General features: G+C 40.9%; 10 protein-coding genes and 1 other RNA gene. 2 read left to right on the forward strand and 9 right to left on the reverse strand.

The window, feature by feature from the left end; genetic code table 11:
• Nucleotides 1–75: 75 nt before the first annotated feature.
• Nucleotides 76–1059: a porphobilinogen synthase gene (hemB, locus tag KME09_03350; GenBank protein MBW4532950.1), complete on the reverse strand. Its 984-nt coding sequence runs from the start codon at nucleotides 1057–1059 to the stop codon at nucleotides 76–78.
• 306 nt (nucleotides 1060–1365) lie between these two features.
• On the opposite strand from hemB, the gene ssrA reads away from it, so the two are divergent.
• Nucleotides 1366–1806: a transfer-messenger RNA gene (gene ssrA / locus KME09_03355) on the forward strand.
• Nucleotides 1807–1937: 131 nt separating this feature from the next.
• Here ssrA and KME09_03360 read toward each other — a convergent pair.
• Nucleotides 1938–2435 carry a 2TM domain-containing protein gene (locus KME09_03360; GenBank protein ID MBW4532951.1) on the reverse strand — a complete coding sequence of 166 codons (498 nt, stop codon included), beginning with the start codon at nucleotides 2433–2435 and terminating at the stop codon, nucleotides 1938–1940.
• Nucleotides 2436–2647: 212 nt separating this feature from the next.
• Here KME09_03360 and KME09_03365 point away from each other — a divergent pair, with 212 nt between their 5' ends.
• Nucleotides 2648–3814 (forward strand): site-2 protease family protein, encoded by a 1167-nt coding sequence (locus tag KME09_03365; protein ID MBW4532952.1) that lies wholly within the window; start codon nucleotides 2648–2650, stop codon nucleotides 3812–3814.
• A gap of 172 nt (nucleotides 3815–3986) precedes the next feature.
• Here the strand turns inward: KME09_03365 and guaA are convergent, their stop codons facing one another.
• The 7 genes from guaA to KME09_03400 all read right to left on the reverse strand — a co-directional run bounded on the left by guaA (nucleotide 3987) and on the right by KME09_03400 (nucleotide 17505).
• Nucleotides 3987–5531 carry a glutamine-hydrolyzing GMP synthase gene (gene guaA, locus KME09_03370; GenBank protein ID MBW4532953.1) on the reverse strand — a complete coding sequence of 515 codons (1545 nt, stop codon included), beginning with the start codon at nucleotides 5529–5531 and terminating at the stop codon, nucleotides 3987–3989.
• Nucleotides 5532–5761: 230 nt separating this feature from the next.
• Entirely contained in the window at nucleotides 5762–6877 is a 1116-nt protein-coding gene (gene cbiD / locus KME09_03375; protein MBW4532954.1) for a cobalt-precorrin-5B (C(1))-methyltransferase CbiD, read from the reverse strand.
• A 13-nt stretch (nucleotides 6878–6890) separates the two neighbouring features.
• Nucleotides 6891–8762 (reverse strand): diguanylate cyclase, encoded by a 1872-nt coding sequence (locus tag KME09_03380; GenBank protein ID MBW4532955.1) that lies wholly within the window; start codon nucleotides 8760–8762, stop codon nucleotides 6891–6893.
• Between the two features lie 414 nt (nucleotides 8763–9176).
• Entirely contained in the window at nucleotides 9177–11741 is a 2565-nt protein-coding gene (gene mutS, locus KME09_03385; protein MBW4532956.1) for a DNA mismatch repair protein MutS, read from the reverse strand.
• A 316-nt stretch (nucleotides 11742–12057) separates the two neighbouring features.
• On the reverse strand, nucleotides 12058–13023 hold the full coding sequence (locus tag KME09_03390) for a PRC-barrel domain-containing protein (GenBank protein MBW4532957.1): 966 nt from the start codon (nucleotides 13021–13023) through the stop codon (nucleotides 12058–12060).
• A gap of 300 nt (nucleotides 13024–13323) precedes the next feature.
• Nucleotides 13324–14253, reverse strand: a complete 930-nt coding sequence (gene rbsK, locus KME09_03395) for a ribokinase (GenBank protein ID MBW4532958.1) — start codon at nucleotides 14251–14253, stop codon at nucleotides 13324–13326.
• A gap of 96 nt (nucleotides 14254–14349) precedes the next feature.
• Nucleotides 14350–17505, reverse strand: coding sequence for a hybrid sensor histidine kinase/response regulator (locus tag KME09_03400; GenBank protein MBW4532959.1), 3156 nt, complete (start codon nucleotides 17503–17505; stop codon nucleotides 14350–14352).
• Nucleotides 17506–17515 lie beyond the last annotated feature (10 nt).

The following is a 17515-nucleotide window of genomic DNA, read 5'->3' on the forward strand; positions in this document are numbered from 1 at the left end:
TCGCGTCGCCCACCCTACGAAGGCGCGATCGCACTATATTTCTCAACGCGATCGCCCTTCAGATATCTAAACAGTTTATTCAGCTAACCAACGTACTGCATCTTTGGCATGGTAAGTCAAAATCAAATCCGCACCAGCTCGTTTAAAGCTAGTTAGGGTTTCTAAAGTTACCTTTTTCTCATCAATCCAGCCATTTAAAGCAGCAGCTTTAACCATGGAATATTCCCCAGAAACATTATAAGCAGCTACAGGTAAATTAGTCGCTTCCTTGACGCGCCAAATAATATCCATATATGACAAGGCGGGTTTCACCATCAGCATATCTGCACCTTCGGCGATATCTAATTCAATCTCCTTAAGGGCTTCTGTACCGTTGGCAGGATCCATTTGATAGGTACGGCGATCGCCAAAACTAGGAGCAGAATCGGCTGCGTCACGAAAAGGGCCATAATAAGCCGAGGCATATTTAGCAGCATAGGAAAGAATAGGAGTATCTTGAAACCCAGCTGCATCTAACCCTTCTCTAATTGCCTTGACAAAACCATCCATCATGCCTGAAGGAGCAATAATATCCGCCCCCGCTTGCGCTTGAGCTACGGCAGTTTTCTTGAGTAATTCTAAAGTTGGATCGTTGAGTACTCTTCCTGTTAGATCGCCTGTTTCCAAATATCCACAGTGTCCGTGGGTAGTGTATTCACAAAGACAGGTATCGGCAATTACTAGTAAGTCAGGTACAGCTTGCTTAATGGCAGTGGCGGCCTTTTGTACTATCCCGCAATCGTGCCATGCACCAGTGGCTTCAAGATCCTTATCTTCGGGAATGCCGAATAAAATTACCGCAGGAATACCCAAGCCATAAACTTCTTTGGCTTCTTCCACAATTTTATCTACCGAAAGTTGGTAAACTCCAGGCATCGATCTCACTTCGTTAGCCACAGATGTTCCAGGCACGGCGAATAGAGGATAGATCAAATCATTAGCCGTAACTAGAGTTTCCTGCACCATCCGACGTAGTTGGGGATGTTGGCGCAAGCGGCGAGGGCGATTAGTGGGGAACATAGGATTTTTTATACTAAAGTACTAAAGTTGGGAGTTCTGTTTTATAGGGCAATGCACTAATCTAAATATTTTTTTTTCCTCAAGATTTAACTATCTAGATTAGGTATGATTTACTAGTTTAAAATGAATATCGCCGTCAAAGTATTAGCTAGTAGACAACTCAATGTTTTGTAATGTTTAAGCTTTGGTACTTTATAGCTATCTAACTCAAAGTTAGCTAGAATAATCATGTAAAGCATAGTTATTAACTGCGCTTTTCAAAAGCTAAGAGCTAACAGCTAAAAGCTAACAGCTTTTAAAAAACATGGGGCCGTAAAGGTTTCGACAGGTTAGTAAAAACTAATCCGTGATTCAGGTCGAGAGTGAGTACCATCTCGTAAATCAGACTCAAACTAAATATAGATGCAAATAACATCGTAAAATTTGAGCGTCAGGCAGTAGCTGCCTAAATCTAGAAAAACTTCTTGCGACATTTGCTCTTTGCTGCAAGGCAACAAGACCGCAATGTCGCGCTTTCAGATTTGCTCGTCTCTAGTTTGACTCCGTTAAGGACTAAAGACAAAACCCCAACGGATGCTCTGAATAATTTTCTTTGGTAGATTATTCAGAAAAGACTTTATCAAAGAATCCTGCCATCAGGGATAATTGATGACCCCCGCTCTAAGGGTAAAAAGAGCTAAACCTGTGAACGAATGGGCAAGTGAATAGCTGGCTTGGACAGCAGTTCGACTCTGCTCGGCTCCACTTTATCAATGATCAGTGAACATTGATCATTGAACAATTGATAACGAAGTGTATCCTTTAGTGTTGAAAATCAATGAAATACCCTGATTGACTCAAACTATCTCAAACTATTTAATTATTGATGGTTTGTTACTTCAGGCTTGCCAGACTTGCTGAACCTTTGTCCAGACAGTAGCGACGGTTTGCTTGACCTCATTTTGAAAGCTCCATCTTTGAAAAGCTCGTTCGTATTCTTCACCACTAGATTGATAGGCTTTCCATCCATTCAACGCTACTCCCAATCCCCAAAATAGCAGGATATACAACGACCAAGACAGCGTCCCTACTAAAATGAAGTTGAAGGAAACTAAGAAAGTATTGACGATCGCATATTTAGTCAGTTTCCGCTGAAATTTTTGACGGCGGACTAGATTAAAGGCACTACGCTGACGGTCAATCGTCTTTTGTTCTAACCAGCTTTTCTCAGCAGCTTGAATCATGCTATTGCTGATGTCTAACTCCGCAGCAATTTCCCACAGTTGTTGTCGGCTCAGTTCTTCGTCAGTATGGTGATTGGCGATCGCCAAATTTAAAATTGCTTGAATATCTTCTTGACGATAGGAATCGGGATAGTTAGGGGTTATATCTGGCATGGCATATTATTTCAGCAACTCTCTATTATTATTATGCTCAAAATGTGATGAGTTGCTACCGTAAACTTGGGGACGGTTTTTACTGTAGGTCAGATAGATGTTTTGTGGTTTACTGTTCGTTACAATTTTAATAATTAAAAAGCCTAAAAATAACCATAATTCCCTTTAATAATATTGGAATTATGATCTCGTAATTCAAACAGGAGCGTGCCATGAACGGCAACATTCGCGTCGGTAACTTATTCGGTATACCTTTTTTTATTAACCCTTCTTGGTTTTTTGTTTTAGCTTTAGTTACCTGGAGCTATGGCTCGGGACTAACTCAATTTCCTGAATTAACTGGGGTCACACCTTGGCTGCTAGGTTTAGTTACTGCCTTGTTGCTGTTCTCTTCCGTATTAGCCCATGAATTAGGACATAGCTTTGTCGCTATTTCTCAGGGAATCTCCGTTAAGTCAATCACCCTCTTTATCTTTGGTGGTTTAGCTACCCTCGAAAAAGAATCGGAAACCCCTTTACAGGCATTTTCAGTAGCGATCGCTGGGCCATTAGTTAGCCTGCTATTATTTGGTCTGTTTACCTTCGTTGCCACAACAGCACCTTTGACTACACCGATGCAGGCAATTATTTCTTTAGTCGCTTATATCAACTTAGTCTTGGCAGTATTTAACATGATCCCTGGCTTACCCCTGGATGGTGGGAATGTCTTAAAAGCGATTGTTTGGAAGATTACAGGTAATCCTAACAAGGGCGTAATTATTGCAGGTCGAGTTGGTCAGGTAATCGGCTGGATCGCGATCGCTCTAGGTATACTTTCCGTAATTGGTGTTAGTCAAGTAGGGAGCATTTGGACTCTCTTAATTGGTACTTTCTTATTACAAAATGCTGGTTTTGCTGCTCAATCTGCCACTGTACAGGACAAGTTAAGTCAATATACAGCAGAAGATGCGGTGATTGCTGATAGCCCGATTGTCAGCAGCAGTCTTTCAATTCGAGAGTTCGTGAACAACTACGTGATTGGTAAAGAGCGCTGGAAAAAGTTTTTAGTGGTGGATGAAAATCAACAGTTACTTGGTTTTATTACTACTGAAGATTTGAAACAGATCCACACCTCTGATTGGAACGATATTTATCTGACTGAGTTAGTTAAACCTGTTCCCGAAGTCGATACTATTGCTGCGGATACTTCTTTATTGGAAGTAGCAAAGCTGTTTGAGACTACCGAAGCTCGTGAGCTAGTGGTCATTGGTGCAGCGGGCAAAGTTCTGGGGTTGCTAGAAAAAGCTTCAATCATTAAATTAATGACTGAACAAGAAGATATCAAAGACAAAGCTGCCATTAAATCGGCTCAAGAACAGGAAAAAGCGATCATTAACTAGAACTAAAAAGTTTTCCCCTTAAAGATTTGGGGTTTGGGGACTTGGGGATTTGGGGACTTAGGGACTAGCTTCGCGTCGGGGATAAATTAACTTTATACACCCAACTTCCCTATTTCCCTATTTCCCTATTTCCCTATTGCTGACAAATTAATTCACATCAGCAATAACTCTATTATTCCCACTCAATTGTTCCAGGGGGTTTGGAGGTAATATCGTACACTACCCGATTGACTCCCTTAACCTCATTAACAATACGGTTCGAGATGGTTTCTAACATATCGTAAGGAACTCTTGCCCAATCTGCGGTCATGCCATCTTCACTGTTAATAAAACGCAGGACAATTGGATGAGCATAGGTGCGCTTGTCTCCCATCACCCCAACACTACGAATGGGTAACAAGACGGCAAAAGCCTGCCAGTAGTCGTGGTATACTCCCTGCTTGCTAATTTCATCCCGCACAATAAAATCAGCATCCCGCAGGATATTTAATCTTTCGGCGGTAACTTCTCCCACAATTCTGATGGCTAAACCAGGGCCAGGGAAAGGATGGCGACGGACAATTTCTTCTGGTAGCCCAATCGCGCGAGCCACGTTGCGTACCTCATCTTTAAAGAGTTTTCTTAAAGGCTCTACTAGTTTGAAACGTAGATCTTTTGGTAAACCACCAACATTGTGATGACTCTTGATTTTTACCGCTACTCGTTCTCCAGTTTGAGGATCGACGTTACTATCTGCGGACTCAATTACGTCAGGATATAAAGTTCCTTGAGCTAGATAGTCAAAAGGGCCTAGTTTCTTAGATTCTGCTTCAAAAACCTGAATAAACTCATGTCCGATCCGACGGCGTTTCAATTCAGGATCGATTACTCCCTCCACCTGCTTTAAAAAGCGATCGCGCGCCATGACATATTCAACAGGGATATGAAATTGATTTTTAAATATTTCTACCAGTTTTTCTGGTTCACCCTTGCGCATGAACCCCTGATCGATAAACATACAGGTCAATTGATTGCCGATGGCTCGATGGAGCAGAAAAGCTAGAGTCGAGGAATCTACACCTCCTGAAAGAGCCAGCAGAACACGTTTATCACCAACTTTCGCTCGAATATCGCGAATCGACTCTTCCACAAAAGCTTCGGTTGTCCAGGTGGGTTCACATTGGCAAACATGGTAAACAAAATTGCGAATTAAGGCAATTCCGCCTTCTGAGTGAACTACTTCGGGATGAAACTGTACCCCAAATAGTTTTCGTTCGGGATTAGATATTGCTGCACAGGGAGTATTTTTGGTGTAGGCTAAGATCGAAAAACCCTCTGGTAAATCGGTGCAGGAGTCTCCATGACTCATCCACATGGTTGCACCATTTTCGACGTTGGTTAGTAAGTCTGTGGGATCTTCAATAAATAGCTGTGCTTTACCGTATTCTCCTAGCTTAACTTTTTCGACCGTTCCCCCAAGCTGCTTCACCATTAACTGCATCCCGTAGCACACACCTAAAATCGGAATACCCAGATTCCAAATTTCAGGATCGCATTTGGGTGCCTGGTCATCGTATACCGAGTTAGGCCCGCCAGAAAGAATAATCCCGCGAGGATCTATTTTCCGCAGTTCTTCAGCACTCGTTCTGTAAGATAAGACTTCTGAATATACTTGAGTTTCTCGAATTCTACGAGCAATTAACTCGGAGTACTGAGAACCAAAATCGATGATAATAATTGTTTGACGATTGACTTGATTGACTAAAGAGTCAGAAGCGAAAGTATCGCTGCTGGGAGAAGAGATTGGTTGTGTTTGAATAGTCACTATACTCTAGGAAGTCTATGTAAGTAATTAGGTAACAAAGTGTAAAGAAACTTGAGTTTTTGATACCAAATTTATATTTGGAGAGTTATGATTTTAGCGGGAAACCCTTTATTAAGAGAAATTACGGTAAATATCTTCATAGGTTAACATAATTTAGGCAGTAACAAAAGAGCATTATCGCTTCTTTTGATCACTTCTCTACTGCGGTCAAATAGTATTGAACCCACACAAAGTTTCTGTTCTGTATACTTGTAAATATAGTCCTGGCATTTGGTGTCGATCGCCTGAGTTAGTTCTTGATAAACTAAGTCTACCCAATGAGAATTATCTACTTCTGTTACATCAAATTCTCGTAATAAATTTAGGGCAGCTTCGGTAGTGGCACAGTTAAAAATTTGTTGAGTTTGAGAAGTTGCTAATCCCAGCTTGGCGCAATAGGCGGTCAGGATCTCTAATCTGCCATCAGCAAGATGATTGTGGGTATGAAAAATTCCTCCCGCTAGCTTAATTAATTTGCCGTGATAACCAAACAGTAAGATTGATTTAACCTCAGCAGCAGCAGCAGTAACTAACATTGAGCCGAGCCAGTTGGCAGTTTTAATAATTCTTTGGGGATCTATGCCCGATTTTTGCGCTAAATCGATGCCGTTCTCGCCAATACAAAATACTAGAGCATCAAACAGCTTTGCTTTGGTTTTAATCTCTGCTTGATATGCTGATAGTTGACTAGGTGCTGTTAGTGGCTGGACTATGCCTGTAGTTCCTAATAGAGAAAGCCCTTCAACTACGCCAAAAGCTTCATTAGAGGTGCGTTTAGCTAATTGCACTCCTGCGGGTAAAATTATGGTTACGGTGATGTTTTGATTTTGCTCTAATAAAGGTTGCAGATTTGCCTGAATTAATTCTTGAGCATAACTATAGATTGCTGCTTGGTTTTGGTTATCTTGTTGCTTGCCAATACCTTCTCCTCCTTGGATGGTGACTTGTTTAGGGTCATCTGAATTAAAACTTAGACTTACTTTTGCCCAAATAGGAGTATTGCGAGTCAAATCTAAATGATCGCCAGGATCGCTGCGGGTAATGGCGATCGCACAGTTACGATCGATTGTGGCTACCTGTTCAATGTCAATTATTGCTTGTTCTGCTGGCTTAATTAGATTGACTGTCACCTGCGCAGGGGAACATTGCTGCTGAAGATGGCGCAAAGCTGCGATCGCACTGGCACAGGCGAAGACAGGAAGAGTATATCCAGGGGACATAGATTGGTTCTAGTTAATAGAGCTTAATCTCACATTCTACAGCTTGGTTACGGCCCATTTCTTTTGCTTGATATAAACCTTGATCCGCTGCTGCAATCAATACCTCAAAATTAAAGTCAGGATGCGGAATACAGGAGGATACGCCTAAAGAGATGGTGACATAAAGATCGACAGACGAACGCAGGTGAGGAATTTTGAGGGCTTCAACCTGCAAACGAATCTGTTGGGCTAAATATTTTGCTCCTGCCATGGAAGTTCCAGGTAGTACCAAGACAAATTCTTCTCCTCCATAACGAGCAACTAGATCGCTAGGACGTTTAATCACTTTGCTAATTGCTTGAGCGACTTCGATTAAACAGCGATCGCCTGCGGGATGACCATAGGTATCGTTATAAAGCTTGAAATGGTCAATATCACAAAGAATTAACGCTAAAGGACTTTGTTCTCTAGATAGTCTAGTCCACTCTTGGGCAATATAGCGATCGAATTTACGACGGTTAGCAATTTGAGTCAAACTATCCATGACAGATAGTTGTTCTAGCTCTTGATTGGCTTGTTCTAGCTGTTGATAAAGTTTTGCCTGTTTAATCGCTACGGAAAGCTCCAGGGCAACTCGCTCTAAAAGATTGATTTCTTCAGGATTCCACTGTCTAGCTATCGAACAATTCTCAATACAGATTAGTCCCCAGAGATCTTTTTCAGCAGTAATTGGGATCAGTAATGTCGAACAGGATCTAGGAAAATGAGGCGATGATTCAACAAAATCTTGAGTAACACTTTCACCAGAAGACAACTGAGGCAGATTATTTTGAAACAGGGTTTCGGGGACTTGTTTCGGCTCAGAAATGTCACAGCTTAAGGGTGAATCAACTAGCCTAGATTCAACTAATAAAGTTAACTTTTCTGTCTCCTCCACTCGATTTATTTGAATTTTTTCAGCCAAAAGAAATTGCTTAACTTCATCTACCGTAGTCTGTAAAATTTGCTCTAGCTCTAGAGATGCATGAATTTTTTGCGTAATCTGAGTTAAAAGGCGATCGCTTGCTGCTCGCTGAATTAATTTTTGTTCAGTTTTTTTGAGTGAGGTGATATCAAAACAATAGCCAACTAATCCTTGAAATTCTCCCTTTAAAGAAAATTGTGGCACAGCATAATTAGAGATCCAACGAGATTTTTGATTGACTATTTTTAAGCGATAATTAATCGTAAATCCTTTGGCTTCAGCTAAGGCTTGATTAAACTTAGATTGACAATCAGCTAAATCTTGAGGATGAATATTTAGCATCCAATTGTTATTTAATCTAATATTATTCTCTTGACCTAAAACCCGACTCCAAGCTTGATTAAAAAAGGTAGTATTGCCAATTGCATCGCACATCCAAACTAAAGTAGAGGTATTATCTATGATAGTTTGGAATAAATTTTTAGTCGCTATGAGCTGAGAACTAAGTTCGGCATTTTCTTGTCTAAGAGAATTTAGCTCTTGATTTTGTTTTGATTTTTCGAGTGCCAAGAAAATAGTTTTAGCTAATAAAGTAGGAGAAATCTTAGACAGGATCAAGCAATTATTACATACAACTGGTAAACATGCTAAATCTATACTTGTTTTAGTAGTACAAAATATAATCGGAATATCATATATATTTACTTCTTTAATTCTTGATAAAAAAATCAAATGACTAGTTTCTGGCTGATTAAAAATAAAAAAGATTAGATCGGGATGCTCTAGTTGAATTAAATTTGCAATATCATCAAGATCTGTAATTTTAGTTAATTGCATCATCAAGTCAGATTTAATCTGAGCTAGGTGACGTTCGATTTGCACGCTACCAGCTTGGTGATTGTCTATCAATAAAATTTTGACAGTCGAATTAATAGCTTGCACAAACAATAAAAATAACTTTATCCTCTAATTTTCTCATATAATTTAATTTTTAGATGACTTTGATTTAAGATTATTTACTTATTTACGTAAAAATTACTATATTCATAATGAAGATAAAATAAGAAATAATTTAACTTTAAATATTTATCTTAATTAAGAATTTATTAAGTCATTTGTAGAAAATGATAGCGAAAACAGACAAGTAAGCTATTAAAATTTAGTTTAACTATGGAAGGAAATAGGTAAATAGGGAGATAGGGAGATAATTTGACGGTTTATTTCCTAATTAAACAATCTGCAATTTAAATACACATTAGCTTAGTCAAGCTTAATTGATCTTAGATAGATATAGCTCTATGTAAAAACACGAGGATATCTTTGAAATACTACTTCCTACTTCCTACTTCCTACTTCCTATTTCTCAAAAATATCAAGCTGTTCCATATTCCCGTCAGGATCTTTCTGAGGCTGCACCTGTTCGATTCCTTGGCGTAAACCCAAGGCAATTTTGCTGTGCTTTTCAATTTGTCCCATCACCTGTCTAGCTCTAGATATCACCGAAGAAGGCAAACCAGCTAGTCTCCCTGCTTCAATACCGTAGGATTTGCTAGCACCACCCGCACACACCTGATGGAGAAAGATAATTTTGTCTGCCATTTCTTTAACGGTTACTTGGTAGTTAGCTACGTTAGTTAAGATGGAAGCTAGTTCATTTAATTCATGGTAGTGAGTGGCAAAAATAGTTCTCCCTTGAATATCTGTGGCTAAATATTCCGCTACCGCCCAAGCTATAGAAAGTCCATCAAAAGTTGCGGTACCTCGACCAATTTCATCCAGGAGAATCAGCGATTTAGGAGTAGCATGATTGAGGATATTCGCGGTTTCGTTCATCTCCACCATAAAAGTAGATTGTCCTGTGGCAAGATCGTCTACTGCACCCACGCGGGTAAAAATGCGATCGCAAATTGCCAATCTCGCCTCTGTGGCTGGAACAAAACTCCCAATTTGAGCAATTAACTGAATCAAACCAATCTGACGTAAATAACAGCTTTTACCACTAGCATTAGGGCCAGTCAAAATAATCAAATCTGGATATTCTCCCCCCTTGTCTAAGGGAGGTTGGGGGGGATTACCCATTTGCGCAGAATTAGGGACAAAAAACCCTTCTCCCAAAGACTGCTCTACTACAGGATGTCTACCCTCAACTATGTCAATTTCTCGTCCTTGAATCATTTCAGGACAGCAATAGTTTTGATAAACAGCGATTTCTGCCAATCCTGCTAAAACATCGATCGCCGCCACAGCTTTGGAGATACTACGAATTAACTGGGATTTTTCGGCAACAGTGGCTCTTAATTCGGTAAAAATATCGTATTCGAGGTTGCTTAAATCATCTTTCGCCGTCAGGATTCTCGTTTCCCGCTCTTTTAACTCCGAGGTAATATACCTTTCTTCATTGGTTAAAGTCTGCTTCCGCTGATAGTTGTCGGGAGCTTGACTAGCTTTAGAACGGGGCATACTAATATAGTAGCCAAAGGTTTTGTTGTAGCCCACCTTAATATTAGCTACTCCCACTCGTTCTCTTTCTGTTACCTCTAAATTCGTCAGCCACTGTTTATCATCTTCTAACCGCTGGCGAATTTCATCTAGTCGAGTATCAACACCGTCTTTAATCATCCCCCCTTCCTTAAGCAGCTGAGGGGGAGATTCTACTAAACGCTCGGTGACATATACCCCTAACTGTTCCAACTCTGGTGGCATCTTATGCAGGGCTTTCAAAAAAGGTGCGTTACCATAGGAAGCGATCGCCGATAAGTCGCTTAATTTGAGCAAAGATTCCGCTAGAGCTAGTAAATCTCGCGCATTTGCCGTACCAGAAGCCACTCTACCCGATAATCTTTCCAGATCGTATATTTTACGCAGCATTGAGCGTAAATCCTGGCGTAGAGAAATATTGGCTACTAGCTCCGCGATCGTCTCTTGTCTGGCTGCAATACCTTTAAGATCGATTAATGGTTGCAATACCCAGCGTCGTAAGGCTCTACCTCCCATTGCCGTACTGGTGCGATCTAATGCCCAGAGTAGTGAACCGTGAAACGTACCGTCGCGTATTGTTTGCGTAATTTCTAAATTGCGTCGAGTCTGATGATCGAGAACCAAATAATCAGCCAAACTATAGGTGCGTAGCGGTTGCAATGGCACTTGATAGGCTTTTTGAGTATCTGCGACATATTCTAACAAACCTCCCGCTGCTCGAACTCCCAGAGGAATATCCCCACAACCCATTCCTTCTAAGGAACTGACATCAAAGGTATCCCTAAGTCTTTGACTGGCTTCGACTAAAGTAAAAGGTTGTTGCGATCGCAAAGAATAACAAAAGCTATCGGGCAAATAATCGGCTAAATACTCAGATTTCTCTCCTGGACGAAGTAAACCGTTAACATCTGGTGCATTAGCAGGAATTAAGACTTCAGAAGGCTGTAAACGCAATAATTCTAAAGTTAAAGAGCTAAGTTCACTAGACTGAGTGGTAAAAAATTCCCCTGTAGAGATATCTGCATAAGCCAATCCCCAATGCTCCCCCGCAACGACAATAGCAGCCAGGAAGTTATTCTGACGCGATCGCAGCATCCCATCATCGGTTAAAGTACCAGGGGTAAGCAGCTTTTGAATTTCTCTTTTAACTAAGTTGCGTTTTTCCGCACTAGCAGTAGCAGCATCCTCAACCTGATCGCAGATTGCCACCGCATAGCCTTTTTCTACCAGCATCGTACTATAGCGCTCTAAAGCATGGTGAGGCACACCAGTCATCGCCACTCGCCCTAATTCTTTGCCCCCCTCTTTACTAGTTTGCACCAGTTCGAGTTCTCTAGCGATCGTCACAGCATCCTGAAAAAAGCATTCAAAAAAATCCCCTACCCGATAGAGCAACAGCGCATTAGGATATTGTTCTTTCACTTCCACATAATGTTGATACATCGGTGAAAGCTTTGATTTATCAATGTTGCGACAATCAGTAATGATGTTTCGCTCTGTTTTATGATGCTTCTCAGATGACATGAATCTCTATCAATCAGGATTTATTACTACTATGACTTTATCGCACAAGATTAGGTTCTTTAAATGTAATCTTGACCTGCTTACGGAAATGGCGATCGCTAGATCATTTTACCCAACCAAAAAAGACGAGCTTTAACACCCGCCTTTAATCTCTACTTATAAGGGCAAACGGCAGTTAACTCCTTGACTTTTGACTTTTGACTTTTGACTTTTGACTTTTGACTTTTGACTTCTATTAACCTGGCTCTTCCTCGTATTCAGGCGCTTTTTGCTTTTCAGGAATATTTACGGGAGGAGGATTATAAGCTTTTGGTTCAGTATCATCATCCCAAACATCATCATTAGAGATTTCTTCATATTCATATTTTTTCACTGGTGGCGCTTCATATACTTGCGCATCGTAGACTTCAGGATCAGCGTCTTCCCAGTTATTCTCTTCGTCATCATCCTCATAAGGAATTGCTTCGGCTTGTTGTCTCATAGGCGGGGGTGCAGTACGAGATTCCTGCCATTCATCTTCATCCCAGCGTTCTTCCATGACTGGTTCTCTAGTGTCTAGGTTTGTTGGGATGGGAGTGCGCAGAGGAGTACCTGTAGGTAACTGGTTTTCCGCCTTAATAGTTTGAGGATAATAACCCACATCGTCTTTTTCCCAAGGAGGACGACCAATTCCTAAACGCTCAAGTAGTCCGACGGAAATCTGCTCGATCCGCTCTTCCGAACCTTCAAAAACAATTAGACGATTAGGGCCACTGCTAACAACTTCTTCGATGGATAGCTCATAGGTACTAATAAACTGCTCAGGAATTTGGGGAATGCCCAAAGAAGCAATCACAATGGAATTAACTGCACCATTTTCCGCGTCAAACTGAAAATCTCTAACTTTACCCAAAGGTTCGCCAGCTTCGGTAATGACCTCACAGTTGACTAACTTACTATAAATTTCAACGTCAATATCTTCAATGACGTTTTCGTCTTCCACTAGAATTACATCTCCAGTTTGACGAATACTATCAAGATACATATATTTTGGTATCCCAGAGACTGACAAGAAATTGTCTCGTAGTCCCAAAGCCACTATTTCTCTGCGGTCTATATCTACCAAGACCTCTTTTACCACTCCTAATCTTTTACCTGTGTTACGGGCAATGACTTGAGTGTTAATAAATTCAGAGCGTAAATGTATGTTTTCAGTTGTCATGTTGCTGTTTGGTTAATGTAAGCTACTGCTCGCACCTGCTATTTATCTAGTATTTTTATTAAATAAGCCTTTGTTTCAAAATAATGCCATAAAAGCTGCCAAGCTTATAATTTTATAATTGCTGAGATTAGCATTAAGTAATTTCTCTAAATTTATTCTAGCTAATCCCTAGATATTATTTGCCCTATTGGAGCATGAATACTAACTTTTGGCAATGGAAAGTTATTTAATCTATTTCACTGAGCTACTTTTGCTTTTTGCCTTTTTCCACCCTCAGCAGAATAATTTGTTTTTTGAAAGTTAATCTAATAATGTTTGTTGGTCTAATAGCTGCTGAAAACTTTTCTTATTGGGTAGAGAAGACTGAGCGCCATTTTTAGTTACGGATAAAGCAGCTCCTACTGTTGCCCACTGTACCGCTTCCTTGATTTTTTTCCCTGATGCTAACCCTGCGGCTAAAGCTCCATTGAAAGCATCTCCCGCAGCTACTGTATCTACCACAGGAACATCAATTGGTTTGAGCCAATAGCTCTCAAGTTCATTACTGTAAAGAGAGCCTTGACTTCCCAAAGTGATAATGACATTTTTGATGCCCATTTGATGTAGAGAAGAGGCTGCTTGTCTGGCGGTAGTAACTCCATCCACTGTAAAGCCTACTAGCTGACTAGCTTCGATTTCATTGGGAGTAATGATATCTACCAGGCTGTATAGTTCTTCGGGTAAATTGGCGGTGACTGGAGCAGGATCTAAAATTAGCAGGCAATCATGGGCTTTTGCTTCTCGGGCTGCGGTCAAGACTGTGGCTAGAGGAATACCTAGTTCTAACAACACAATTTTAGCCTGGGGTAGTAGTTTGATAAACTGCTTAATTTCTGCCTCACGCACTAAGTTATTAGCACCGCCAGCACAAGCAATAGTATTGGCACCGTATCGATCCACCACAATGGAAGCGATGCCTGAATAGGTATGGGAATTGATGTTAATGCCGTCTGTATTGACCCCAGAAGATTGCAAACTGTTGATTAAAGTTTGACCAAAAGTATCATTTCCTACCTGACCAACTAAAGATACAGGAATGCCTAATTTAGCGATCGCCACTGCTTGATTTGCTCCTTTCCCTCCAGCTGAGGAAAAAAAGCGATCGCCAATCACTGTTTCTCCCTTTGCTGGTAAATGAGGTACTTCAACTACTAAATCTAAATTGATACTGCCAAAGACAACTACGGTCATTATTTGTTTATATCTAACTTTAATCTTGCCTATGTACTGATTATAAGTGACTGGCGACTAGCAACTAGGGAAAGTCCGAACTCACCTAAACTAAACCTAAACTAAGATTTCTGCTAATTGTTGTAATAGCTCTTGTTCGTTATAAGGTTTGGAGAAATAAGCTGATGCGCCTAGATCCATTGCTAGTTTACGATGTTTATCATTATTGCGAGAGGTCAGCATCGCCACGGGTAAATTAGCCAGTTCTGGTTTTTCCTTGACTGCTATCAAGAACCCATAACCATCTAGTCGAGGCATTTCCACATCCGAAATAACCCCCTGAACCACTAATCCACTCGTCAATTTATCCAGAGCCTCTAAACCATCTTTTGCTTGTTCTACACGATAGCCAGCTTTTTCTAAAGTCAAACTTAGATAACGACGGACATTGATGGAATCATCTACTATTAGAATAGTTTTGGTGACAGGAAGATCATTAGCAGCACCCAAATCTACATCAGCTGAATTAGGGTTGAGGCGATCGCTGGCATAACGTTCCGCCAAGGCGAGAGGATCGATCAAAGGAATAACTTTTCCATCCCCAAACACTACAGAACTAATGACCCCAGGCGGTAAAGGAACAGGACTATCAATTGCTCGAATCGTGGATTCTTGTTCGTCCCAGAAACGGCTAATTTTCAAGGCGGCGAAAAATTGATCATCCCCCACCACTAGAGTCATAGTTTGATTAATAGTCGGCGTACCAGTTAAACCGACCGCATTATACAAACGGTTATAAACTAAAATCTTTTCTATTTCGATTAAAGGAATTTTTGTTTGCTGCCAAGGGACGATCTTGGTGTCTTCTGGCGTTAATTCTTCTTGTGGCTCACCAGATATTAATTCTCTAATGCTATTGGCAGGAATGGCAAAAACAATCCCCCCTTGTTCCACGATCGCTACCCGCAAAATCGACAAAGTAAAGGGAATTCTAAGTTTAAACGTAGTACCTTGACCTAGTTTGGTATCCACCCGAATATCACCGCGAATCTCTTGGAGATTAGTTCGCACCACGTCCATACCCACTCCTCGACCCGATAGTTCCGTAACTTGACTTGCCGTACTAAAGCCAGGTTCAAAAATAAAGTTGAGTAATTCGGCTTCGCTGATTCGGGACACTTCTGCTTGGGAAAAACCCATTTGATGAACGCGATCGCGAATTTTTTCGAGGGGAATTCCCCCACCATCATCACTGATGGTAATGACACTATAAGTACCTTGATTATTAGCTTGGATCGTAATAGTACCTGCCTCTGGTTTCCCCGCAGCAATACGAGCTTGAGGAGTTTCAATCCCGTGGTCAAAGGAGTTACGCAACAAGTGCATCAAAGGATCGCTTAAGGTTTCAATTACCAAACGATCCAAGAGAGTTCTTTCGCCAATAATCTTTAGCTCTACTTTTTTAGCAAACTGAAGATTGAGGTCACGAATTACCCTGGGGAATCGTTTTACAGCATCGGCAAAAGGCAACATTTGAGTGCGGGTCACGTTCCCCTGCATCGATCTGGTGGTGTAGTGGAGATCTCTGGCGGATTGATGAACCTGTTGTAATCCCAGTTCAATATCCGTTGCTACCTCTTGCAGCTGAACGATGGTTTCAATTTGTTCTTGACAGATGAGATGAATGTCACTGTAGCGATCCATTTCTAAACTGTCAAAGCCAGGATGTTTATTGCTAGTTAATGTTCCACCGCTAGCAACTAACTGTTCTTTATCGCTCAATAGTCCTTCCACAGACGCTCGGTCATACCATTGTTTGAGTTGAGTATTAGAACGTTCCATCTGAGACATTCGCTGACTCATCAGGGCAATTACTCCTTGCAATTGTTCGAGTCGCAAGGTGATACTATTTCGGTTTAAAACTAACTGCTCGAACAGGTTGTTGAACTGTTTAAGTTGAGATGCAGGAACTCTGACCATCTTGTCAACCTGCTCCACGGATGGAGTTGGATTTGACGGGGTTTTGAGGGAACTAAAAGCTGATGATTTTTGAGCTTGGTTTTGAGCTTGTAATTGAATTTCCGTTACTGTCTGTTTAATATTAGTTAACTCAACAGTTGGGGTTAAGCCACTGAGATTTGTTAATCCAGTATTTAACTCAGTATTTAAAGCTTCAGGTGTTGATTCTGCTGTTGATTCTACTTCGGGACTATCTAATTCAAAGACGGACTGTAATTTACTTAATTCAACAGAATTCTCCCCAAAAAGTTCGGGTTTTGATGAGTCTTCAGGAACTTCTAATTCAAAGGCGGACTGTAATTTACTTAATTCAACAGAATTCTCCCCAAAAAGTTCGGGTTTTGATGAGTCTTCAGGAACTTCTAATTCAAAGGCAGACTGTAATCCGCTCAATTCTAGAGCATCTAGATCAAAAGGCTCGACTTCCTCCTCGAATTCCTCAATAAAACTAGCCTGATTAACAGTCTCATAACCTTCTAAATAAGAGGGAATTTTTTCGACACTACCTAAAAGAACCAATGCGTGAGATTTCTTCCAAGTTTTGAGAGCTTGGTTAGCTAAAGCTGTAATTTCTGGCTCAGAAACACTTGCTGCCTGGTGTTGAATTGATTCACAAAGTTGAATAAATGGATCGAGGCTTGCCATGTTGCCAAAGCCAATCAATTCTTGAGCTGTGACCGAGAGCTTTTCCGCCAGTTCAGTCAGATCTAAGTTTGATAATTCCTCTTCAAAGCGGGTTAAAATTTCCTCCACCCCTTCTTCAAAAATCAAGAGAGCAGGGTCGCTATCTTCATCTTGTGCCAGTAGAGCATTTTCATCTGCTACTTCCAAATCCCCCAAAAGCGATCGCAATTCTTCAAAAACTGGTTGCAGGCGATCGATAGTTACGACCATCTGTGCTTCAGTTTGAGGATCGCCCCCCGCTACGGCTAAACGGTTTAAACTACCAAGATGACGTAGAGAATCAACACTTTGCAGCAGCAGGGTTTCCACCGCAATATCAATCATGCTGGAAGCATAGCGCACCCGTAGAATTTTCAAGAAATCTTCTAGACGATGGGCAACTTGACTTAAGTTAGTAAAGCTCATCATGCCTGCGCCACCCTTAATTGAGTGAGCAGAACGCAAAACATTATCGATCTTGGCAGGATCAACTTCAGCATTAGCTAATCCGACCAGATTAGATTCCATAAGATCGAAGTATTCCTCTGCCTCATCCAGAAAATTCAGGCGAATCTGTTGTTCTGTATCCATCTTGGTTGCA

Source organism: Pleurocapsa minor HA4230-MV1, from assembly GCA_019359095.1.
In the GTDB taxonomy this organism is placed as follows: domain Bacteria; phylum Cyanobacteriota; class Cyanobacteriia; order Cyanobacteriales; family Xenococcaceae; genus Waterburya; species Waterburya minor.